Origin of the sequence: Lunatibacter salilacus (assembly GCF_009797935.1) — a bacterium.
GTDB classification, from domain to species: Bacteria; Bacteroidota; Bacteroidia; order Cytophagales; family Cyclobacteriaceae; genus Lunatibacter; species Lunatibacter salilacus.
Map to the genome: position 1 here is coordinate 44,497 of NZ_VOLC01000013.1, position 23,608 is coordinate 68,104.

14 protein-coding genes are annotated in these 23,608 nt (G+C 43.6%); 6 read left to right on the forward strand and 8 right to left on the reverse strand.

What is annotated here, in order from left to right; all coding sequences use genetic code 11:
• Positions 1-41 precede the first annotated feature (41 nt).
• Together FQ608_RS17205 and FQ608_RS17210 are read right to left on the reverse strand one after the other, a co-directional pair.
• Positions 42-449 (reverse strand): lipocalin family protein, encoded by a 408-nt coding sequence (locus tag FQ608_RS17205; protein ID WP_158859592.1) that lies wholly within the window; start codon positions 447-449, stop codon positions 42-44.
• A gap of 73 nt (positions 450-522) precedes the next feature.
• Positions 523-5,271: a T9SS type A sorting domain-containing protein gene (locus tag FQ608_RS17210; RefSeq protein ID WP_158859594.1), complete on the reverse strand. Its 4,749-nt coding sequence runs from the start codon at positions 5,269-5,271 to the stop codon at positions 523-525.
• A gap of 183 nt (positions 5,272-5,454) precedes the next feature.
• Between FQ608_RS17210 and FQ608_RS17215 the strand changes: the two genes are divergently transcribed.
• A complete protein-coding gene (locus tag FQ608_RS17215) occupies positions 5,455-5,700 on the forward strand; it encodes a hypothetical protein (RefSeq protein ID WP_158859596.1) in 246 nt (81 codons plus the stop codon).
• Positions 5,701-5,890: 190 nt separating this feature from the next.
• A complete protein-coding gene (locus tag FQ608_RS17220; RefSeq protein WP_234364248.1) occupies positions 5,891-6,421 on the forward strand; it encodes a DinB family protein in 531 nt (176 codons plus the stop codon).
• Positions 6,422-6,561: 140 nt separating this feature from the next.
• Here the strand turns inward: FQ608_RS17220 and FQ608_RS17225 are convergent, their stop codons facing one another.
• On the reverse strand, positions 6,562-7,890 hold the full coding sequence (locus tag FQ608_RS17225; RefSeq protein WP_158859598.1) for an amidohydrolase: 1,329 nt from the start codon (positions 7,888-7,890) through the stop codon (positions 6,562-6,564).
• Positions 7,891-8,008: 118 nt separating this feature from the next.
• Here FQ608_RS17225 and FQ608_RS17230 point away from each other — a divergent pair, with 118 nt between their 5' ends.
• Entirely contained in the window at positions 8,009-8,461 is a 453-nt protein-coding gene (locus FQ608_RS17230; protein ID WP_234364249.1) for a c-type cytochrome, read from the forward strand.
• 266 nt (positions 8,462-8,727) lie between these two features.
• Here the strand turns inward: FQ608_RS17230 and FQ608_RS17235 are convergent, their stop codons facing one another.
• From FQ608_RS17235 to FQ608_RS17245, 3 genes are all read right to left on the reverse strand, one after another.
• A complete protein-coding gene (locus FQ608_RS17235) occupies positions 8,728-11,409 on the reverse strand; it encodes a hypothetical protein (protein ID WP_158859599.1) in 2,682 nt (893 codons plus the stop codon).
• A gap of 225 nt (positions 11,410-11,634) precedes the next feature.
• Positions 11,635-12,387: a peroxide stress protein YaaA gene (yaaA, locus tag FQ608_RS17240; RefSeq protein ID WP_158859601.1), complete on the reverse strand. Its 753-nt coding sequence runs from the start codon at positions 12,385-12,387 to the stop codon at positions 11,635-11,637.
• 2 nt (positions 12,388-12,389) lie between these two features.
• On the reverse strand, positions 12,390-17,561 hold the full coding sequence (locus tag FQ608_RS17245; RefSeq protein ID WP_158859603.1) for a gliding motility-associated C-terminal domain-containing protein: 5,172 nt from the start codon (positions 17,559-17,561) through the stop codon (positions 12,390-12,392).
• An 81-nt stretch (positions 17,562-17,642) separates the two neighbouring features.
• On the opposite strand from FQ608_RS17245, the gene FQ608_RS17250 reads away from it, so the two are divergent.
• From FQ608_RS17250 to FQ608_RS17260, 3 genes are all read left to right on the forward strand, one after another.
• Positions 17,643-18,692 (forward strand): PorP/SprF family type IX secretion system membrane protein, encoded by a 1,050-nt coding sequence (locus FQ608_RS17250; protein ID WP_158859605.1) that lies wholly within the window; start codon positions 17,643-17,645, stop codon positions 18,690-18,692.
• Between the two features lie 15 nt (positions 18,693-18,707).
• On the forward strand, positions 18,708-19,943 hold the full coding sequence (locus FQ608_RS17255; RefSeq protein WP_158859607.1) for a M48 family metallopeptidase: 1,236 nt from the start codon (positions 18,708-18,710) through the stop codon (positions 19,941-19,943).
• A gap of 63 nt (positions 19,944-20,006) precedes the next feature.
• Positions 20,007-20,786, forward strand: a complete 780-nt coding sequence (locus FQ608_RS17260) for a phytanoyl-CoA dioxygenase family protein (protein ID WP_158859609.1) — start codon at positions 20,007-20,009, stop codon at positions 20,784-20,786.
• Positions 20,787-20,791: 5 nt separating this feature from the next.
• Here the strand turns inward: FQ608_RS17260 and FQ608_RS17265 are convergent, their stop codons facing one another.
• Positions 20,792-21,850, reverse strand: coding sequence for an NAD(P)H-dependent glycerol-3-phosphate dehydrogenase (locus FQ608_RS17265; protein ID WP_158859611.1), 1,059 nt, complete (start codon positions 21,848-21,850; stop codon positions 20,792-20,794).
• Positions 21,825-23,525, reverse strand: a complete 1,701-nt coding sequence (locus FQ608_RS17270) for a 1-acyl-sn-glycerol-3-phosphate acyltransferase (RefSeq protein ID WP_158859845.1) — start codon at positions 23,523-23,525, stop codon at positions 21,825-21,827. Before FQ608_RS17270 ends, FQ608_RS17265 begins: the two co-directional genes overlap by 26 nt.
• Positions 23,526-23,608: the final 83 nt, after the last annotated feature.

Here is a 23,608-nt window from a genome sequence, read left to right on the forward strand (position 1 = left end):
ATATTAATTCTTGTTTTGAAATGAGAATTTCTCGTTCCAACCTACTTCTGAAACTCAAACCTAACGTTCAACTCTCCGGCTTTGTAGGTTTCTTGATCCACCTCCAAAACCATCTGTTCAGCAGAAAGCGTTACAATGCGGAACTGCTCTGGTCCGCCATTGAGCAAAATGGCTGTTTCGCCGGAATTGAAACCCCAATTTCCAGATCCGGCAACCGTAAGCATGGGGCCATTAGCGGTATAGGTATTTGTAGACGTAAATCTCACCGTATATCCTGCGCTCGGTTGATCGGCACCGTTTGCTGTTACTTTGACTAATCTCCAAGTTTGGGTAAGCAGGTCCTTTTTGGTAGGTGGGGGAGGTGTAGGCTGAGGATCATCTCCCTTTCCACAGGCAATAATGTAGGCTACTAGAAATAGATAGCAAATAAGTTTATATGTCGTTTTCATAATTTCCCGTGTTTACAATTTGTGAATGAAGTAATGGAAAGGACCGAATTTGGCCCTTTCCTAAAAAATTGTGTTAGTTTGAAATGATCAGACGCTGAACCGCATAGAATCTTACGGAGCGGAGTTCAACCAGATAAATACCGGCAGCATATCTCCGCAAGTCGACAGATGCATCAGCCGCATGGACATAGTCGATTTCTGTCTGCTTCCTGCCTGTGCCATCATAGATTGTTAGTTGATAGGTCTGCCCCAATAATAATCCCTGTATGGAAAACTTATTGGATGCGGGATTGGGGTACAACTGGATCGTTCCCTTTTCAAATGACACATCTTCATGCGATGTAAGGGCAACCGGGTCGGAAGTACTGCTACAGGTTCCTACAGTAACTATTACCGTATATGCTCCCCCTGCTGATAGTTCCAACAACTCCTGAGTTGCCCCCGGTATGTCTACACCGTCTTTTTGCCACTGAAAGCTGCTTCCCGAAGGTGCTCCAACTGCCTTTAGGCTAAGTTCAGGGGAAATTTCTGTCCCGTCAATATCTATCGTAGGTTGGGGAGGATTGGTACAGAAACTGGTTTCAACCACTGCTGCAGCAAGGTGGTTATCCCCTCCCGGCTGACTTGCCCGAACGGTTACCGTACCTGCTCCAGTTAGCGTTAATGTATTTCCCGAAACGGTTGCAGGACCACTTACCACGGTGTAGGTTATAGGTAACCCCGCAGTTGAAGTAGCCATTAAAGTCACCGCAGGTCCTCCAAAAGTTTGGGAAGCAATGGCAGGGAAGGTAATAGATTGAACAGCCTTATTCACCGTCATTGTGCGGTCAACATTTGCAGCTGCCAAGTAATTGGCATTTCCAGTTTGGCTTGCCCTGACTACGATCTGACCCGCTCCGTTAATAGTAAGCTTATTACCAGTGACAGAGCCAGGCCCGGATACAACTGTAAACGAAACCGGTAATCCGGCACTACTAGTTGCAGTCAAATCAAACGGCGGATCACCGAATGTTTTCGCCGCCAAAGCTGCAAAGGTAACCGTCTGTGCTGCTTTGTTGACAGTCACGGTCCTATTTTGTGTTGCGGAGTTATAGTTGTTATTCCCGGCTTGAGTCGCTCTAATGACAATTGATCCAGCTCCTGTAATGGTAACGTTACTTCCTGCCAAGGTCCCTGGGCCGCTAACAATACTAAATGTAACTGGTAGGTTGGAACTGGCGGTCGCTGTCAAACCAAATGGGACATCCAAAAAGGTTTTTGCAGGAATTGCTGCGAAATCAATTGTTTGGTTTGCTTTGTTGACTGTAACTGTTCTTTCTTGGGATGCGGCATTGTAATTATTGTTACCTTGTTGCGTAGCCAATATGGTAAGTATACCCGCACCACTAATAGTTATTCGGTTTCCACTCAAGGTGCCCGGTCCACTCACTAGGGTGAATACGACTGGAAGACTGGAACTACTTGAAGCAACCAAGTCAAACGGGGGGTTCCCAAATGTTTTGGCTGGGATTGCGGCAAAGTTGATGGTTTGGTTGGCCTTGCTGACTACAAAGCTTTTTTCCACTGGGACGGCAGGTTCATATTCATTATTCCCTACTTGTTCCGCTTTGACTACCACGGTTCCGGCACCAGTGATGGTCAGCCTATTCCCAGAAACGGTGGCAGGACCGCTAACAATCGAATAAGCAATGGGAAGGCCAGAATCAGTAGTCGCTGTTAAATCAAATGCGGCGTCACCGAAGGTTTTTGCGGATATATTGGGGAACTCAATTGTTTGAATGGATCTGCTTGTTGCAGACATCTCCACATCATCTATGAAAATGCCTGCCCTTGTTGTAGTAGAATTACTGCCGAAGCTTCCATTGTCATATTGTTGAAATCGCAAAACAGATTTTTCGGTAAGCGTTAGATTTTTATCCGCAGCCAGTGTGGATATATCAAGTTCTAACTGATGCCAGCTTATTTGCCTGCTTGTGAAATTGAAATCATAAATCTTTTGAAATTTTATCCCCCCGTCATTACTTAAATATATTCCATCTTGAGGATGAAGTTTTTCATAATTGCTATATACCCAAAATTTTAAAATTACATTTTCCGCGTTTTTGAGGTTCAATTTTAAATCCGCAGCAGTAGTACCCAAAACCCCACCTGCTCTTTTGCCCAAAAACAATCCACGCTGACCGGACCTATTGGCATTCCTGCCGCCAATAACATTTGATACGCCAACCCCACCTTCGAGTCGAACGGTAGAAAGCTGATTAACTATACCCGTAGAAAATTCAGTCGATGGTGTAATATAGGGAAAAGTAGGATTCGCATAGTGCCAACCTGCGGGTAATTGTTCACTAGACTCAAATCCTTCGGAGTATGGGAAAGTAGAAATATAAGTTTGATTTGGCACTCTCACTTCCACGTCATCTATGAATATGCCATCCCTTGTACTAACCGCATTTCCTGCGAATGAATAGTCATCGTACTGTTGAAATCGTATAATAAACGTAGATGAAAGTGTTAATCCATATTGGCTTGCAAGTCTGTCGATGTCTAACGGAGGCAGTTGACTCCAAGTTAAATTGCTCCAATTATCTCCCTCGAAGTCCATCACTTTGGTAAATGATTCCCCGGCATTATCACTAAAATAAATTCCATCTAGGGGATGTGTATTTTCATAATAGTTATTCATCCAAAATGACAATTCAACATCTGGCGTATTGCTTAAATCCAGATGAAGATCAACTGCGACTGCACCAAATTCCCCACCAACGCTTTTACCCAAAATCAAACCATTCTGTCCATTCAGAAATGCATTTTGTCCTGAGATGGTGGAGCCAACTGCTCCAATTCCTTCCAATCTCACGGTAGAAGCCCCACTTATCAGTCCTGTGGAATTGGAAATAACTGGATTGATATAGGGAAACGTTGGATTTGCCTGCTTCCATCCTTTTGGTAATTCAATACTTCCTTCAAATCCTGTGGAATAAGGAAATGTGGAAATATAGGTTTGATCTGGTGCTTTTATCTCAACATCATCAATAAAAATTCCATCCCGTGTATTCGATGAATTTCCGCCAAATGAATAATCATCGTACTGTTGAAACCTTATAATGAATGTTGATGTGAGTGCTAATCCATGATGGCTTGCCAATCTGTCAATATCTATAGGTGGCAATTTGCCCCAGCTTACATTTGCCCAGTTATTTCCATCAAAGTCCATTACTTTTTTGAATGTCACCCCTGCGTTGTCACTAAAGTAAATCCCATCAAGAGGATGGGTATTCTCATAATAATTATTCATCCAAAAAGACATTTCGACATCGGGAGTATCACTTAGATCTAGATGGAGATCAACAGCCACCGCCCCAAATTCACCGCCAACTCTTTTGCCTAAAATCAATCCGTTCTGTCCATTTAAAAATGCATTTCGTTCCGAAATAGTTGAACCAATTTCTGCAACCCCTTCCAGTCGGACAGTAGAGGCCCCACTAAGCAACGCAGTAGAATTGTCAATTACTGGATTGATATACGGAAATGTGGGATTTGCCTGCTTCCAACCTGCTGGGAAATCCAGGCTGTCTTCAAACCCTGTAATATATGGGAAAGTTGAAATATAGGTTTGATCAGGCACCCTCACTTCCACGTCATCGATAAAAATTCCATCCCTCGTATTTGTTGAGGTTCCTCCAAATGAATAATTATCGTATTGTTGGAACCTTACAATGAAAGTTGATGAAAGTGCCAGTCCATAATGTTTGGCTAATTTATCAATATCCAATGGTGGCAATTTACCCCAGCCAATTGCCCATTTATCCCCGTCAAAATCCATCACTTTGGTGAATGTAGATCCAGCATCATCACTAAAGTAAATTCCATCGAGGGGATGTGTATTTTCATAAAAATTGTTCATCCAAAAAGACAATTCGATGTCGGGGGTATTGCTTAAATTCAAATGAAGGTCCACGGCTACCGCTCCAAATTGACCAGGAACCCTTTTGCCCAAAATCAATCCATTTTGGCCATTTCGGAATGCGTTTCGCCCTGATATAGTGGAGCCTACTTCCGCAACCCCCTCTAATCTTACAGTAGAGGCTTCATTTATCAATCCAGTGGAGCTACCTACAGAAGGATCAATATATGGAAAAGTAGGATTAGCTTGTTTCCAGCCCTCCGGAAATTCAAAGCTTCCCTCAAAACCAGTACTATAGGGAAAAATAGAAATGTAAGTTTTATTAGGAACCCTTACTACGATATCATCTATCAAAATACCATCTCTTACATTAGATGAACCACCTCCAAAAGAATAAATGCCATGTTGTTGAAATCTAATAATAAAATTTGGTGTCAAGTTTAGTCCATAATGCTTAGCAAGTTTGCCAATGTCCAGTGGAGGCAATTTACCATAAACATTTGCCGCCCAGTTGCTTCCATCAAAATTCATCACTTTGATAAAAGTCGACCCATTGTTGTCACTTAAATAAATCCCATCTTGAGGATGCGTTGCATCATAGTAATTATTCATGAAAAATTCCATCTCTACCTCGGAATAGGCACTTAAATCTAATTTTAGATCCAGTCTATTTGTAATCGCTCCACCAGCTGAACTGGTCTTTCCCATGGCTACCCCATAAGTACCACGATAAAAAGCATTTCGGTTTTGGATCTGGTTGTAGACCCCTACCACAGCGTTGTCCGCACCCGGAATTGCCGTCCACTCCGGCTTCAATGCGCCGCTTTCAAAATCATCCTGAAATATTATTTGGGCGTTCAAAGACAATGAACATGCCAGTATCAGGATTAAGGGAAGGAAGTAAATTTTCAGATTCATAGTAGCTTGGTTGATATTGCAACCAATTCTACTATTATAAAATAATATCTATAGCTAAAACTTCGTGAATCGCCCATATAATTTCGTGAACCTTTCAGTTACTGGAATAAAGTAAATTGACGAAAGGTCACGAACTGATTCTTGTATGGTTAAAAAATGAGTTTTAATGCAAAAAGGAGTAATTTGAAAATAAAAAAATCAATTATTGTTTTCCAAGTTACTTCAACGCCGATTGATATAACGATATATTTAAAATTAGATGAACCAGAAAATGCACTTCCCTATCTATGGGAAGGTTATAGCTTACATCTATCAATACAAGAACCTTTGGGGTTGGCAATCTCTTACAACAATTTGTCGGATTATAACATTCGGAAAAAAACTTTCCCACTTGCTAGGGCATATCTTGGATTCAAGCAATCAACTTAGTGCCCCCTTGGGCAAATGTTATGGCCCGATTGATCCCTTCCTACACCGGTTCGTGAACGCTCAAAAGTACCCCACCTGATTCAAGCGTGGAGAGGTAAATAAGATATTCAAATTTAACATGCCCCCCTCCCCTCTTGCTTTCCCAATCCCTTTTTCCGAACTTTAACGAAACTAACCAAACCCTTACCTTATGAAAACAATCACATCATTCACAAGCTGCGTCGTCTTTGCTATGCTGACCCTATTTGCAGCAACCACAAGCCAAGCGCAAATCACCATGGACGAATTTATGTCCAAGTGGGAAAACAGCAGGGAATTTACCCTGGAAACATTGGACAAAATGCCCGCTAACCTTCTGGACTATAAACCGCATGATTCGGCCATGAGTTTTAAAGAGCAAATTACCCATGTTGCGGGAAGTATTGCCGGACTTTCCAAGGGATTTCTTGAAGGAGGAGACATGGATTTTGACCCGCAGGCAAAACCCCAGACCAAAGCCGAATTGAAGAAGTTTATCGAGCAGTGTTATGACTATGGAAAGAAAACAATTTCCTCTCTGTCAGAAGCACAATTGGGTGAAGAAATTGATTCCTTTGCCGGAAAAGTCACCCGCAGGCAAATGGTTGGCTTGATAGATGATCACGCGACACACCATAGAGGCGCTGCAGTGGCTTATATACGGGCTAATGGTATAGATCCTCCGGCATTTAGAGGCTTGTAAAATTACTTATAAGAAAGAAGCGATGGAATTTACCGCTTTGAATAAACAATCGAATTGAAATCAATAGACCGGCCTTCCAGCCGGTCTATTTTTATATTTTCTCTTTTGGCAAAGGCACTATTGCCGTACACCTTTTCGGCTTATTTCGCTCCCATTTCCAAGTAATCCACCGCCAAATGACTCAATGCTTTTACCCCCAAAACAAAACCACTTTCATCCAAATAGAAATCAGGAGTATGGTGGGAAGGCGCTTTCAATGGGTCGCCGTCGGCAGGCATTCCTCCTAGGAAGATAAACAAGCCGGGCTTAGCTTTTTGATAAAAACTAAAATCTTCCGCCCCGGTAATCAGTTCATGCTCCAGCAAATTCTCCGGACCTGTTGTCTCCATTAATGTGGGAAGCATCAACTCGGTAAGTGAAGGGTCGTTATAAGTCACCGGATACATCTTGCGGATATTTACTTCCGCTTTGGCTCCGGCGCTTTCCGCTATATGCCCCGCTACCTCCGCTATACGCCGGTGTACCAGATCTTGCTGTGATTCACTATAAGTCCGAATGGTTCCTATCATCTCAACTGTTTCTGGAATAATATTATGCCTGACACCACCATGAATGGATCCTACTGTGATAATGGCAGGAATTTCGGTGATATTCACATTTCTACTGACGATCGTTTGCAATCCCATTACAATCTGGGAAGCAGTTACAATGGGATCCACAGACGACCAAGGGTAAGCTCCATGCGCTTGCTTCCCATTTATCTTAATTTCCAAATTATCCACTGCGGCCATTGCGGGTCCTGATTTAAATTTCACCTTGCCTACCGGAGTTTGGGAGTTAATATGCAAACCAAAAATGGCATCTACATCATCCATTACTCCTTCCTCCACCATCTGTTTGGCACCCCAAGTATCGAGCCCATCCATTCCTTCCTCTGCGGGTTGGAAGATAAACTTAACAGTGCCCTGCAGATCCTTTTGCATGCCAGCCAAAATTTCCGCAACGCCCATCAAAATAGCCACATGTGAATCATGCCCGCAGGCATGGGAAACACCCACTTCCTGTCCATTATAGGTAGCTGTTTTGGTGGACTTGAAGGGCACATCGGCACGTTCCGGCACCGGAAGCGCATCCATATCCGCCCGTAAGGCAACAGTAGGTCCGGGTTTACCACCTTTCAATACTCCCACCACCCCAGTCACCGCCACCTCATCCGTAACATCCATTCCCAATTGCTTTAGGTGGGCAGCAATAATTCCCGCCGTCCGGGTTTCTTGGTTTCCAAGTTCAGGATGCTCATGAAAATCCCGCCGCCAGGCAATTACTTTGGATTCCAAATCCTCGGCTTGTTGACTTATCGTTGGCTTTAGCTGACTCTGAGCAAGGGTAGGCGCAATGGGAAAGAGTACGCCGTTACCTAATACAAGCAATGTTAATCGAAGGAAATACGTATGAATAGTAGAAGCCATATCAAGTAGGTTTTATAAAGGATGAAATATAACCAGGAAAACCTATATTCCCAGCAACATTTCAAGATTAAAAAAGGATGTTATTATCTTTTATTTATTATCTTTGGTGGCAGTAAATATGAATAAAAACACATTGCCGACAAATAGAAAGACATCAGAGATCTTATGGTTACTTGGATTTGCTTGCTTATTCTTTAGCTGTGAGAAGGCAGAGGAAAATGCTTTAGCCCAAGAAAAACGCTCAAGAGTCCAAGACTATATCCGCCCAATCCCAGGAGAGGATGAAGAAATAGCGGAAGACCAAATCAAACTTGGGGAAGTTCTAATTGCCTACTCGGACTGCTATGACTGCCATACCCGGGAAAACAGGGCCAAGGGACCATCCTTTCAGGATATTTCCAAACGATACCCCATACGACAGGTGTATATAGACCTTTTGGCCCGAAAGGTTATCAGCGGTGGTACCGGTTCTTGGGGATATCCGATTATGAATCCCCATCCCAATGTTACTTTCGAAGACGCACAAACGATGGTTACTTTCATCCTATCTCTAAAGCATCAAAAAAATTAAAAATGGCCCGATGATTGCCGACGCTTTTTTAAGTTGAGAAGTCCAAAAATAATTTTCACAACTACCCAGACCTTTTTTATCGGATTGACCCAAAAAGGAGGGTATAGAAACGATGGGGAAACCAGAATAAACTGGACAATCGTCAACAATATCGATTTAGGGTTGAATTTTTTATAACAACTTCGACAATCAACCTCCAATATTTATGGACTCCACAAGTGATTATGGACTGGTGCTCACAGTTGGTTATGCCTTTTAAAGAAAAATTATTCTACCACGATAAGTGATTTTCTTAGTACCTCATCTAATCCTAAGGACTGACTTTTATAATGAATTAAAACGGGATATGTTCCTACACTGACTGGCTTACCGTTTAACTGTCCATCCCAAACAATAACTGGGAGATTTGGATTAGTTGCCGTATTGACTGAATGGAAGATCAATTCGCCTGTCCGTTGATAAATAAACACTTCCACTTCATCCACATCAGAATTAGCGTATACCCTAAAATCCCTGCTTGGATCACCAACAATCATAGCATCCGGATGCCTTATGAGCAAAACACAATCCTCTGTTACCTCAAAATTTTTAACTTGACTACACCCCTCTTCGTTAGTAGTCCGTAATTCATAAGCACCTGGAGCAATAATTTTGTATGTGGCTGCAGTGCTTACAAGAGACCCTTCCCAGTACCATTCTATATCATTCAGTTGCCCAGGGTTAAGTATAGGGAAAATATTATCAGCACTGCATATTTTATATGTGTCCTCCAATTCAATTTCCACTAGAGCAGCTTTGATGACCTCAAACTCCGCACTTCCCAACCTGCATCCTATCTGATTCCTAACAACTACCTTATACAAACCTTCGTCAATGACATCTATAGAAGTTTGGTTTTCAAATGCCAACAACCATTCCTCTCCTCCCTGATCGTCAATCTTGAACCATTCAATAGTTTCAACAATGTCGGGGTTAGCGGCAGTCATTGTTAATGTGGTAAATGGATCCATATCACAATATGGAATTGCTTCCAAGACCACCTCTGTTTGGCTTTGGGGGATTACCACCTCAAAAGAAACAGGTTCAACCTCACACCTGCTGCTGGCCCGGGGTTGCACTTCAAGAATAAATCTTCCTGTAGAAGGCGGGAAAAAGACCTGGTCCCTGCCTACTATTGACCTCTCTTCCGTAAGCCAACGAATAATAACCGTATTTGGATCTCTTCCATTCAAATCGGCCGTGATAAATTGATTCCCAAAACAATCGATTTGTTCTATGATTACATCGTATTCCAAAGGTTGGTTAATCGTGACGTCAAAGGATCTAGTTCTTGGGCAAAGTGGTGAATTGGGGTCATTGGATCGTCCGATTAGCTGATAAGATCCTTGTTGATTGAGTATAAAGCCATCGCCGGAATTTCCCGTCACTTCTGTGCCGTCAGGTCGCCGGAGGGAATAGTTGAGTGGGGCTCCACTTTCCGGGAATAACTCATAGGACTGGCATGCGGTGATATCACCGGGAATGGAGAAGTTGATTTGGCTACTTCCTTCCACCACATAAGATATCGAATTAGTGCTACTGCAATTTACGTCGTTGCTTACTTCCACTTGGTAAGTGCCTGCTGGCACATTAACCACTACTTGGGTTTGGTTCTGAAAAGGTTCTGAAAGTACATTTCCACCAGCGCCAACTATCCTATACCTACCTGACTGACTCAATCCGTTAAAATCAATAACCAAGGTCCCCAGGTTTATGCCGTTGGCGGAACATGTTTGGGGTGTAGCCGCCACCGTAAAAGCAATGGCCTCATCGAGATCAGTATTCCCAATGGTAATGTTCCTAGTCACTGTACAGTTCCCCAATCTTCCGGTGATGGTATACACCCTCGGAGCTAGTCCTGTAATGGTTCGGGTCTCATTTGCCGGTACATTGGTTATTGTTCCATTGGGGACACCCGCAATAACTATTGAATCAAAGGCATTATTGGAAATAATTTCAAAGGCACCATTAGATGCATCACACCCTTCTGAATCACTGATTTTATTTACGGTAAAAAAACCCGCACCCTCCTCAACGTTAAGATTAAATTCTTTTTCTACTGAGCAACCCGGTCTTTCGGAGTCATCCACACTAAAGAAAATCTTGTATTGACCTAAACCCTCCAAATTTTGGGTATTTAATGCCAAAGTGAATGATTCCTCCATAAAAGTTCTCTCAGTTTGTCCCACTTTTTGATAGGACCAACGTCCCAAAAATGGCGCATCCGGTGTATAATCAACTGTCTGACCAAGACAAGCTCTAGTTGCTGACGCGGTCACATCTACCTGAATTGATGGACCTAAGAAGGTGCTTCCCACTGCTTCACATACGGCAGAAATTACTTTGACATAATATCTACCTGGCTCAGTAGCCAAGAAAGTATTTTCCCGACCTAATACTTGACCATTTACCCTAAACCACTCAATTTGAAAATTAGAGTAATTGGGGTCAGTGGTATCAAGTGCCTGAAGTAACACTGGCTCGTTCCCGCAAATAATAACGTCAGGGGCCAGCACAAACCTAGGCCCCATCTCTACGACTACTTGTTGGGTCTGTGAAAAAAAATTCTGGTTTCCCCCCCGAATTACCCGTAAATTCACATTAAATACACCCGTTGACGTAAAGGGAAACTGTATGTTTTGGACATCCGCTTCTCCCGCCTGATAATATAGTTCAAATCCATTCGAATCTGTTATGGTCCAGATATACCTGTCGGTGGCTGGGTCACCTGCACCGGAAAAGTTACCGTAAACATAAGGGCCATTAAGACAAGCACTTGAAGGTCCTATCAAAGCAGGATCTTGAAAATATTCTTCCTGACTGTAATCAAAAGAACCCGTGAATGCAAATGGCCAAAGCATATTGGCGATGAGTGCCAGCATCACGGATAAATAAGGAATAAATCGCATGCTCCATTAAATTTAAAATGCCCTATCAAATACCATACCCACTTCAGCCAATTTGGATCAAAAGAATATTCGAAATTTACTTAAATAACTGCCTATATTAGATTTGAAGTAAAAATTAATTTTTCTGGACTCGTCAATGTATAAAGAGAACAATAAAAGACAACAACTAGAATTTGTTATCTTTAATAAAATAAATTGTAAAATCTATTATAGATGACAAAGAAACTATCTGACGAAAACCCATTCGTTTTCGGTACTCAGATTTTCTGCATACTCGTATCCTTCCTGTCTGAATGTCTTTAGCCGTTCGGGGTTATTAATGCGGCTTTTGATAATTTCATTGGTCATCATCCCCCTCGCTTGTTTGGCAAAAATACCAATGATCTTATATGTTCCATCTTTATATTCCTTAAATACAGGATGAATAATCCTTCCCTTAAGTTTGCTTTGGTCTACCGCTTTGAAATATTCCTGTGAGGCCAGATTCACCACTATTTCATCGTCCTTTGCTTCATTTATGGCTTTCGCAATCTTGCTTCCCCAATACCCATATAAATCCTTTGCTCTACTATTCTTCAATTTAATACCCATTTCCAACCTGTAGGGCTGAATAAGGTCCAGGGGTTTCAACAACCCATAGAGTCCGGAAAGAATACGCAAATGTTTTTGGGCAAACTCAAAATCCTCACTCGAAAATTCGTCAACCTCGATTCGTGTATAAACATCCCCTTTGAATGCAAGCAGGGCCTGTTTGGAATTTTCGACAGAAAATTCATCCTCAAAGTTCAAGTACCGTTTCCTGTTCAACTCGGCTAAATTGTCACTAACACCCATCAGTTCTTTGATATCCCGTACGGATTTTTTTTTCATTATTTTTACCAAATCGCTGATTTCTCTTTCGAAGTCTGGCTGTGTATGCTGATTAAAAATGCTGTCACTTAGATCTAATGTTTTGGCTGGAGAAATTAAAGTTATCATGATCAGTCTATTACTACAATTGCTTTTTTTAAAGTCCTATCTATTCCTTGTGCTTCACTACTAAACTTCACAACTACCGGATATGTTCCCACAGGAACTTTTTCCCCATTTACAACACCATCCCAAATACAGAGCGAAATATTTTCCGAAGGATTTGATTCTTCACAGTAAAAAATCAACTCGCCCCATCGGTTATAAATGTAAACTCCCAGCTTATCAATAGGGCCTTGGGTGTATATCACAAATCCCCGGTTTGGATCCAATGGAACTATGGCGTTGGGAAATGTCACATTTACCTCGCAATCTTCGATTATCAAAAATTCCGTTTCAAATTCACAACCCTGATCATCCCAAACCCGCAAGGTATATGTTCCGGGAAGTGTAGGCGTAAACTGCCTTTCTACCGATAGAACCTCTCCATCTAAAATCCACTCGAACACCTCGAAAGGTCCTGCCTCCAGATTGGCTAGATTATCTTCAATCCCACAGATAACATAGCTTGGTGACAATTGGGGTGGAAGCGTGGAAGATTGTATGATTTCGATGGTCTCATTACCCACCTCGCACCCTGCTTCATTAAACACCCTTACCTGGTAATTCCCCGGATCTACCACTTCAATAATGGGGTCGGTTTGTCCTTGGATTTCCACAAATACACCTTCTAATTCCCGAAACCAAGCTATTCGGTCCACTCCTGTCAAATCACCGGAAGCAGTAATGGTCGTGAAGGTAGCGTCCCCGCAGATGTTTGGGCTGCTCAGTTCCACTTCCACCAGCTGCTCCACATCGACAATCTCCACCATCTCCGGATTCGGTAAAGCACATCCTCCTAAATTACTTACCTCTACTGTATATTCTCCTACAGGTAACTCAATGGTTAATCCTGCCTGATTTAAAAAATCGTCCACATACCTTTCCCCACTGGTAAGGCTGATAATTTCATAACTTCCAGACGCAGGTCCATTCACGAAGGTAAGGACAATAGCTCCATCAGTAACCTCATTAGGCCCGCAGGCAGGATCTCTCACCTCAAGTTCATACAAGACATCATCTGGCGGGCTTGCATTTTCAATAATGGCAACTTGGGATGAAGGACAACCCCCAGAATACCCGGTAAAGGTATAAGTACCTGGCTCAAGCCCTTCAAAGAGATGGGTCTCACCCGTTGCGAGATCAAAAATAACCTCTCCTGTTTCTTCAAAAACCAAACTGTCCAATTGCGTAACAGCTCTGATTTCCACAAATCCATCCGGAATTTCGCAACTCTCTGCGGGGGAGGTTTCCAACACATCATAGTCTGCGGGAGGACTAACCAGCAAGGTGGTTGACCGTTCTATCGGGCAATCACTGTTTAAGGGATCAGCAGTCAGGAAAAATAATTCATATTCACCAGGCCCGTCCAAATCCCCTGTATTAAGCGTTAATTGAAGCGTGTCGGGCAACGTTATTCGGTCTGTAGTGCCCAAAAGCTGTATTGACCATGCTCCATTCACCGGCGTATTCGGTGTAAATACCACCGTTTCCCCATAACAAACTTCCTCTTCATCCTGATCTATTTCAAAATCAAAAGCCGGCCCTACAAACACTGACCTGGAAACGGGGCAAGTTTGAAACGTCTCCATGGTTTCCCCTTCAGGAAGTCTATATGCTACAGTCACGGTATAGATGCTCTCTTCAGTTACTTCCAACACATTCTGGTCACCCACAATTTCTCCGGCAGCATTTTCCCATTCAAAAATATATTCATCCAGTCTTGGGTCTTCCGGATCCACTGCAACGAGTTCCAATATAGCATCTTCACAAATGGAAATCTCAGTAGGCAAAATAATTTCAGGGGAATCCAACACCTCCACATCCATCGTGAACACTTCGTCCCAAGGTTCCCCGCATCGGTCCACCTGCAACTCTACTGTGAAAATACCAACCTCCACAAAGGTGTATTCCAAGTCCTGAAAATCCTCACCTCCATTTAAGAACTGATCGACGATCTCACCTGCCTCATTATATATAGTCCAGTTATATAGATCAATGTCCGGTTCCCCACCTCCCGAGAATAAACCTACTGCTCCCTCCTCAGCACTGAGACATAGGCGTTCAGGTCCGGAAAGGCCTGGATCCGGAATGCCTCCTCCGGACTGTTGTACAAATGAGGGCAATCCTAAATTGGTTGATCCAGGCATCGGTTCTACTCCATCCTGATTAAAGGTGCTGGGATTACAAGACTGCCCGGCAAAGATTTGCCCAATTCGGTTGGATCCGACAACTGCAGCATAGATTTGTCCGTCAGGTCCAATTTGTAGCGCACCCAGGTCAAGTCCTTCCGTTTGAGGCACGGTGCTTCTGCCATCCAAGATACACTGTTCAATCTGTGCCTGGGTAGTTGCCGTTTCGAAGCATTCTGGGCATGTCGTCGTTACCGGATTGTCGGGATCACTGTCATCCGTTTCTTCCAGACCCTGGATAAAAAACTCCTCAACCCCGGGCCCTCCATTTCTATAGGAAACATAAATTCTCGAATTGTCAGAAGAAAACTCCATGCCATAGATATCTCCATCTGATCCCAAATCCAACAAGGCATAAACCTCCATCTCCCCAGTTGTCTGGTCAAATTCAAATATCTCCAATTTGTTAGTACCGCCATCCGTATAGGTTACGGCGAGCTTGGAACCGTCACTGCTAAATTTCATGCTTCCCACACCTGTCCCAAAGTTATGCGTTCCTCCTACCGAATTAAATACAGGTTGCCCTATTCCTTCCCCTGACACAGGGTACATTCGGAAAGTATTGTTACCCATTTCATGAAAAACCATCCATGTGGTATCTCCTGAGTTCAGGGCGGCGGAATGCTCCGTACTGGGACTAAACAGGAATTTGTCCTTGGTTAAAACATTTCCTATACCCTCCGGATTGTCCCCTTTTATATCCACTAGGGAGAATTTCACTTGATTTTCCCCACCTGAACCCCGTTGGGTGGTGAAAAGATAAAACAACGTTTCATCAGAGGAAACGGGAAGTGCGGTCACACTTTGCGCGGACAAGTTGTCCCCCCCAATGTTTTCTCCGTTCTGCATCGTGTTACCATTTAGATCCCAAACAGTTTGCCCATCCGTATAAAAAAGCACCTGACCGGCTTGGTCTGATATCGTGGTTACCCCTGCTGGAATATTTTGGGGATGGGGATTTTGAATGGGACGGGGAGTCGGTGCTTCAGGATCATTTGGATCTGGGTTGAAATCAAGACCTGCACCGTCACCAAAATACCAGATATTGTTACTTTGATCCTCCACATCCCACATCTGTATGCGAATACCTGCATAGGAATAACAGGAAGAGCCCACTTCACGGACCATTACCCAATAGTACCCAGGCCTGCATACTTCATTTGGAGCCTCAGGTCCCCACCCTTCTTCCCGTTTGTTGGACCAGAAGTATTCATAATTGGCCTCCTGACCTGCACCAGGTTGTCCGGGTTGGCCGATCCCAGGTTGGCCGATTCCAGGTTGGCCGATTCCCGGCTGACCGATTCCGGGTTGGCCGATTCCAGGTTGTCCCCCGCCGGGTTGCCCACCCTGATCACCCCCACTCTGTGCATCCACCAAAGGCATCAAATCTATACATGCCGGATCACACAATGTCGTATCTGAAGGGCTAAACTGCACTTGTAGATCATTCTCAGTAAACGATATATTTTGGGTCACTTCCCGGGTTTCGCCATCAGCAAATGTAACCACCAAGGATACAGTAACCTGTTGCTCTGAAGTGGCTTCTTGTGGGAGCAATAAATGTTCTACAGTAAGATCTATTTCAATTTCTTCTCCCTCTTCATCCACTAAGGGAGGTAATATTTCCCACTCAAAACTGACCGGTCGATAATTGCTTGGAGAAATCTCGCTGGTAAGCAGCAGTGGATTGTTCATGCATGGCATCTCCGGCTCCCAAGTAAAGGTAACCTCAGGACCAATGTCTATAGTGGGCGTAAAAACGGTAAAAACCGTCCCGCAAAAATCCGTTCCGTCAAAAGGATCTCCTTCTATAATCACCTCGGCCATCGCTTCCACATCCGGATTGGTTACCCTTCCAAGTAATTGGGGACCTCCTTCTGTCTCTTCGTATATATAGTATAGCTGGCCATCTGGCCCTACACGAACATCATAAATCCGAAATACATCATGTCCCAATGCTAAGGAAATGGGCCCCATCTCGGGATCAATAACGCCATCATCATCGGGATCAGGTTCGGGAACTTCATCCGCTTGTGTCCCGTCCGTGCGAATCCGGTACAATTGGTCCCCTTGGGAATAATATATCATACTTCCATCCGGGGAGAAAGCTGCCCCATCGATAGCGGATAAACCTCCAGTGCCTGGCAAGACCAGAGGCTCGCCAAAAACTCCGGTACTGCTGTCAAAATCCGCTATTAATAAGTCTTCTCCGAGTGTCTCTGGTATGATGATGAGTTTCTCCGACCCTTCGTCAAATACAAATGCTTTGGGTACCAAATCTAAGGGCAAGGACTGTAACAAAGTAAATTGACCTTCCTGGTCTTCTATTCTATTTACCAATATATCACTTCCATCATAGTGAATAAGGTAACTTGGAGATAACGGAGTTTTGATCACAGCGATTGCCCCATCTGCATTCCCGAGATTTCCCCCCAGAGAAACAGCCCCGGCAGGCGGCTGATTCGCTGGGGCCCCACCTTGCTCGTTCATGTCTACAATATCGTACTCCAATTCCCCAATTCTATTGATATAAAAGAGGTAAAAACTCCTGTCCCCTCCAAGTGATAGGTCGTAATTTAATACGGAAATGGCAACAGACTGACGCTCATTTTCATCTCCTCCTAATTCACCGATAATTCCTTGAATTGGTTCATTGAGGTAGTTATATACCAAAGCCCCGTCTGTATAAAATAGAATTTCACCGGAAATGGGGTCAATAGCCATCGCCGTATTTCCCTTCCCAAGTGTGATGCTCCCGGCAAGATTGGCTACCCGGGCCCTCCCGTCTTTTCCAAAAGAAAGGTAGTTATTTTCCCCTCCCTCACAATAGCCAAAAATCCATTCGTTATTATTAAATCCTTGAGTATAACCAACCTGTGTCCCTACAAAAAATAAGATCAAATTTAATGAAACAAATAATTGGATATTTATGTACTTAGGGATAGATTTCATAATTTACCGGCTGCTTTATATATACTATAAAAGCACCAAAACGTTTAATAGCTGATCGGTTTCCAATTAACGTATAAATCTTTGTTTAAGTCACAAATAAATCGAGTTTTTTTTGTCCTGCTATTGTCGGCCCTGACAAGCAAAAGCTTTGCTCAGGATCCGCAATATAGCCAGTATTACGCAGCTCCGTTATTTCTCAATCCCGCATTTGCCGGATCTGAACTTGCCACTCGGGTGGGCGTCAACTACCGCAGTCAATGGCCTGGGCTTGATGCTAATTTCAGTACTTTTTCTGCATATGCCGATGGATTCTTGGAAGAATATAATGTTGGCGTGGGTGTTTTGGTAACTAACGACGTGGAAGGAGCTGCCGGATTAAACTCGACGTCAATTTCCGGCCTGCTCTCTTATGAGCTCCGCATAGCGGATGGAGCCTATTTCAGACCTGGTTTTCAGGCAACGTATATGAGAAGAGATATTGGTTTTTATGAGAACCTGATTTTTGCCAATCAAATCAATCCTACAAATCCATTTGGTCCCATATTACCGGGCAATGACCTGGCAGGTTTTGGCGATCCGGTAAATTTGGTCTCACTTTCTCTTGGAGGTTTGTTTTTTACGGATAATTTTTGGGTGGGATTCACTGCACACCATATTAACCAACCCAATCAGAGTTTTATTGAGGCGGGAAACAGTCATCTGCCATTAAAATATTCTGTCCACACAGGCTATCGCATTTCTCTCGGGAATGGACCCATGCGACGCGATTTCACACACATGTACCGTGAACGCTACTTTACCCCCACAATCAATTACAAGAGACAGGGCCCATTTGAACAACTCGATGTGGGTGGGTATTTTTACGTAGAACCCATAGTCTTTGGACTCTGGTACCGCGGATTACCCTACAAACCCGTAGAGCAACAAAACAACCGGGATGCCATCGTCCTGATGGTCGGATTCAACCTTCCTTCTGGTTTGAACGTGGGCTATAGCTTCGATTACACCGTTTCCCAACTGGGCATTCAGTCAGGAGGGGCCCACGAGATTAGCCTTTCTTATATTTTTCCTCCCAAAAACCCGGGGGCACCCAGAAAAAGATCCACAATTCTACCTTGTCCTAAATTTTAACTCTCTTATTGCAATATGCAACCCATCACGATCCAATACCTGCTTATAGGTATTTTGACGTTTAGTTTTCTTTTTTCCAAACTGTTGAGTTGGATGAATGTCCGCCGGTTAACCTGGGAGGTTCCGGAGACCCTTCACAATTACGTCACTGCCGATAAACTTCAAAAAGCAACTGATTATAAAAAAACCAACTTTCAGTTTGGATTGATAACCAGTGCCTTTTCGTTTATATTGACAGTGGCTTTTGTGGCATTCGGCTTTTTTGGTTGGTTAGATGAATTCCTCCGGCAATTCACCGAACACTTACTTTGGCTACCAATTATATATTTAGGGGTTTTGCTGATTGGCTCCGACTTGTTGAGCATACCCTTTGACTATTATCACACGTTTGTAATCGAAGAACGATTCGGATTCAATAAGAGTACACTGACAACTTTCTTTACGGATAAGTTAAAAGGATACCTAATCTCTATTCCCGTTGGAGGTGGCTTATTGCTAGCCTTGCTGGCTTTGGTGCAATATATAGGTCCGGATTTTTGGTGGCAGTTCTGGATCATATCCGCGGTTTTCATGGTCTTTATCAATAATTTCTATGCCAGCCTAATATTGCCGTTATTCAATAAACTTTCCCCCCTCGGGGATGGGGAATTAAAGGAAAAAATAATGGGGTATGCCAAATCGGTTGATTTTTCCCTAAACAATGTCTTTGTCATTGATGGTAGCAAACGGTCTTCCAAGGCAAACGCGTTTTTTTCCGGCTTTGGGAAACGTAAAAAAGTAGTGCTTTATGACACGCTCATAGAGCAACATCAGCCCGACGAACTCGTAGCCGTTTTGGCCCATGAAATCGGACATTACAAAAAGAAACATATCCTACATGGTATGGGTATTGGGATTGTTCAGACAGGGCTGATTTTATATGTGTTGTCACTGCTCATCTATAGCGAATCGCTGAGCCTCGCCCTTGGCGGATCGCAGGCTGCTATACATTTAAACCTCATCGGCTTTTCCATGTTATTTTCCCCATTATCTGCCCTGATTGGAATTGGAATGAACCTGCTGAGCCGCAAAAATGAATTTGAAGCGGATGCTTTTGCAAAGGAAACCTATGATGGCAAACCCTTGGCTACAGCTTTAAAAACACTATCTGTTAATAGTCTCTCAGAGCTTAATCCCCATCCCTGGTATGTATTTGTAAATTACTCCCATCCTCCCCTGCTTCAGCGGCTAAAAAGGCTTGAGGGTGTTTGATGTGAACGAGTTTCCTCCTATTTTTGATCAGAAATTAACTGCCAATAAACCCATTATACCCTTATGAGTGCGTCCGCTTTAACCCAACTTGGTGTTTCTTCCGACTTATTGAGCCCCGAGGAAAAATCCTTTCTAGATATCAATGGCTACTTAAATCTAGGGCCAATACTGTCACCGCTTGAACTGGAATCCATACGCAATAGGATCTCCGAGTTAATTTCGGCAGAAGGTGAGGCAGCAGGCAAAGAATTGAGAGAATCAGTTTTCGTACGAAATAAAATCGATGAAGGGGCTGAAAGGTTGAGCGATTTGGTAAACAAAGGGTCTGAATTCGATGTTTTTTATTCCAATCCCAGAGTGCTTGCCGCAATATCACATGTTTTGGGAAATAACATCAAACTTTCCTCCCTCAACTACCGGGCTGCCATCCCAGGTGCTGGGCTGCAAAAATTACACGCAGACTATCCTGAGGCAGTGCCTGAGGGCGATTACCGGGTTTGCAACTCTATTTGGCTGTTGGATGATTTTTCTGAGAAAAACGGGGCGACACGTATTGTCCCCGGAACCCACTTGCATCAGCAACTTCCCCAAGATGTTATGGAAAACCCCATGGATCCACATCCAAATGAAATTATTCTCGAAGCTCCGGCGGGCTCTGTGGTCATATTCAATTCCCATGTCTGGCATGGTGGTACAACCAACCGGACAGAGCGTCCCCGAAGAGCTATACACAGCTACTTTTGCCGACGGGACCAGCCCCAACAAATCAATCAAAAATCCTATATCCTTCCGGAAACTCTTGAACGTATTTCCCCAGCGGCCAAAGAATTTCTTGATGTGTAAGCATCCTATAAAAAATCAATATCTACGTTAAAAGGGTATTTCATAAGGTATTGAAGAGCTGTTTCCACCTTAAAGGACTGGAAAAGCACCTTATGCAAATTTTCCGTTATTGGCGCCCGTAGATCGGTACTTTCCAAAAACAACCTGATTAAACGTACCGTGTTGATGCCTTCTGCCACCTCATCCATATCAGAGACGATGGCATCCAATGTTTCTCCCTGTGCCAGTCTGTAACCCACGGTGAAGTTTCTGGAAAGGGTAGAGTTACAGGTCGTCACCATGTCCCCTATCCCAGCTAAACCAATAAAGGACTTGGTGCTTCCCCCCATGGCTTTCCCCAAATAAATCAGTTCCACCATTCCCCTGGACACCAACAAACCCCTGGCATTCTCACCGAGGCCCATCCCCGAAAGTGCTCCGGCAGCAATGGCGATGATGTTTTTCAATACACCGCTAAGTTCCACACCGATGATATCGGAATTTCCGTACACCTGAAAATTATCCCCCCGGAGCAAGCGCTGCCCTTCGTGGATGACTTCGTTAAACCGACTCGCCACCACAGTAGCGGCAGGCTGTTTTTGTGCTAGTTCTTTGGCCAGATTGGGACCTGCCAGACAACCTACACGAACGACCACAGTTTCGTTTTGGATAACCTCACTCATGGTGCAGAGATTTTCCCGCCTGAGTTTGGTCACATTATCGAGAGTTTTTCCGGGTGGCAGGTTCAATACCAGCCCTTTTGTACCGTGAATCAGGTAATGGTAGGGATGCAAAAAAGGCGCAAATAGCCCCATAACTTCTTTGAAACCACTGGAAGAAATCATGGGAAACAGGGTGTCACAGCTTTCACAGAGCAATTGGGGGTCGGTTGTAGCCCGGATGGTAGGCGTGAGAGCCCTTCCCTTGGCGGTATGCCGCTCGTTGATTTCATCTACGACTTCCTGATCTCGTGCATATACGATTACGCTACTTTTCTCCGCAAGTAAATTGGCTATCGCAGCTCCAAAACTGCCAATGCCTATCACACCTACCGATTTTTTATCTGAATAATTTCTCAAGCTCATAGCCATCCAGTCTGTTATGGTAGTAGTAAAGGAGGTTCATATCTTCTGTCACAATTTCATTGTTCTGGTTTTTAATCAGGGGTCGTTTGGCATGGTACATCCCGACATTTTCCAGGCCATGGGCTATTATTTGGTCAATATCGACGTTCAAATGAGGAGCCATATGGAGTTTTTCTTCCGCTTTAAGCTCTTTTATTCGGTTTAGTACCCGCAGGCACTTTGCTCGAAACTGGTCATATGGTATGGATATATCCTCTTCAGGCACTTTCAACAGACTGAATAAGTCTAGTTTTTTGTTTGCTTTTTTAATCATATTAAAGGCGGTAAAGGCGACGAGGTGGCTGCTGAACACCCGATTAATCTTGTGAAATTCCTCAACAATTCGACTACCAAGAGCCTTTGTATATTCCTCTTCCCGCTGCGTGTCTACAGTTAGCTGTCCATTAGACATGAAATAATCCCTGCAGTCGATGATTCTGCCAGCCCTATCCCTGCTATTTCCTTCAGCGTCGACGTAATTTCCCATGATATCCATTGCCTTGCCAATGGACACAGAGATATCTGATCCCTTGGTAAAAAATTTTACCAGAAATTTTGAGATCTTATATGAGTTGGAAAATTCGTCGGATTCTTTGTAATAGCGTTCTTGTCCGGTAAGGTTAAGGTGGTCGTGGATAAGACTGGGAGCTTCAAGTACAAAGTGATAGTTAATCGTAACCGGAACGACGAAAATCTTACCTCCTATGTCTGTAATCCCATTTTGATAATTTACCCGCTGTGCCTCCATGGCAGAACTTAGAAGTCCCAATTTGAGCCGGGACTCAAGGTTTCCACTTCTGGAACGTGTACCCCCCGGAAAAAACAAGCTGTGACATCCAAACTGAATGGCTTCACTTGAATAGGTCTTTAATGTTTCCAAATACACCATATTTTTCTTCCGCCGATCTACTTTATAAGCCCCCAATGCATTCATAAAGTAGGCAAAAATCTGGATATTGAATAAGTTGAGACCAGCTCCATATATGAAGGGGGGCAAGCCCAAGGTGCTGATCGTCCAACCGATCAAAATGCTATCCAAATTGGAGAAATGGGTGGGGACCATAACGATGGTGCCCTTTGATGCCAACTCCCGGATCTGATCAGTCTCTCCAATGATTTGGATTTTGTCCTGTAAAGTGTACTGAGTACTGAAAAAAGATTTAAAACCTTTCACCCGGGCAGTATTTAGTAAGCGGGAAAAGCCATACGTCACAATCCTGCGGGTTGCCTTATAATGGGAATGCTTAAAATTCCCAGCTATTTCCTCCACATATCTCCGAACAATGGATTCCAAAATAGCTATGTAGGCCGCTTTCCGTTCGGCATCTGTCAGCGTATTTTCCACCCCAATGCCCAAGAGACTGGATTTTACCTTTGCCCAAAAAGCAGGTTCATTGTCCGGGTCGACCAACCAAGGATTTTGCTTCAGCCTGAGTCTTTCGCGGTACAATACCGTCTCCAATTCTTCTTTCAGAAGGTGCACTTGGTTGCCTGTATGTCTTAAAATCCGGGCTACACTAGCTTCTGTCACCTTATTGAGAAATTCCTTCCGGTTTTTGCTTAGCTTGACTACCGGCCATTCATCTTTTTTGGGAAGAATGGGCGCATATTGGTGCTTAATATAGTCGTCGGTCAACTCTTTTTTTATTGGTCTTCGCAAAGATAAAGAAAAAGAAATGGATTAGGTACTGGGTCTTTTTGAAAGGAAGTGTCCCGCAA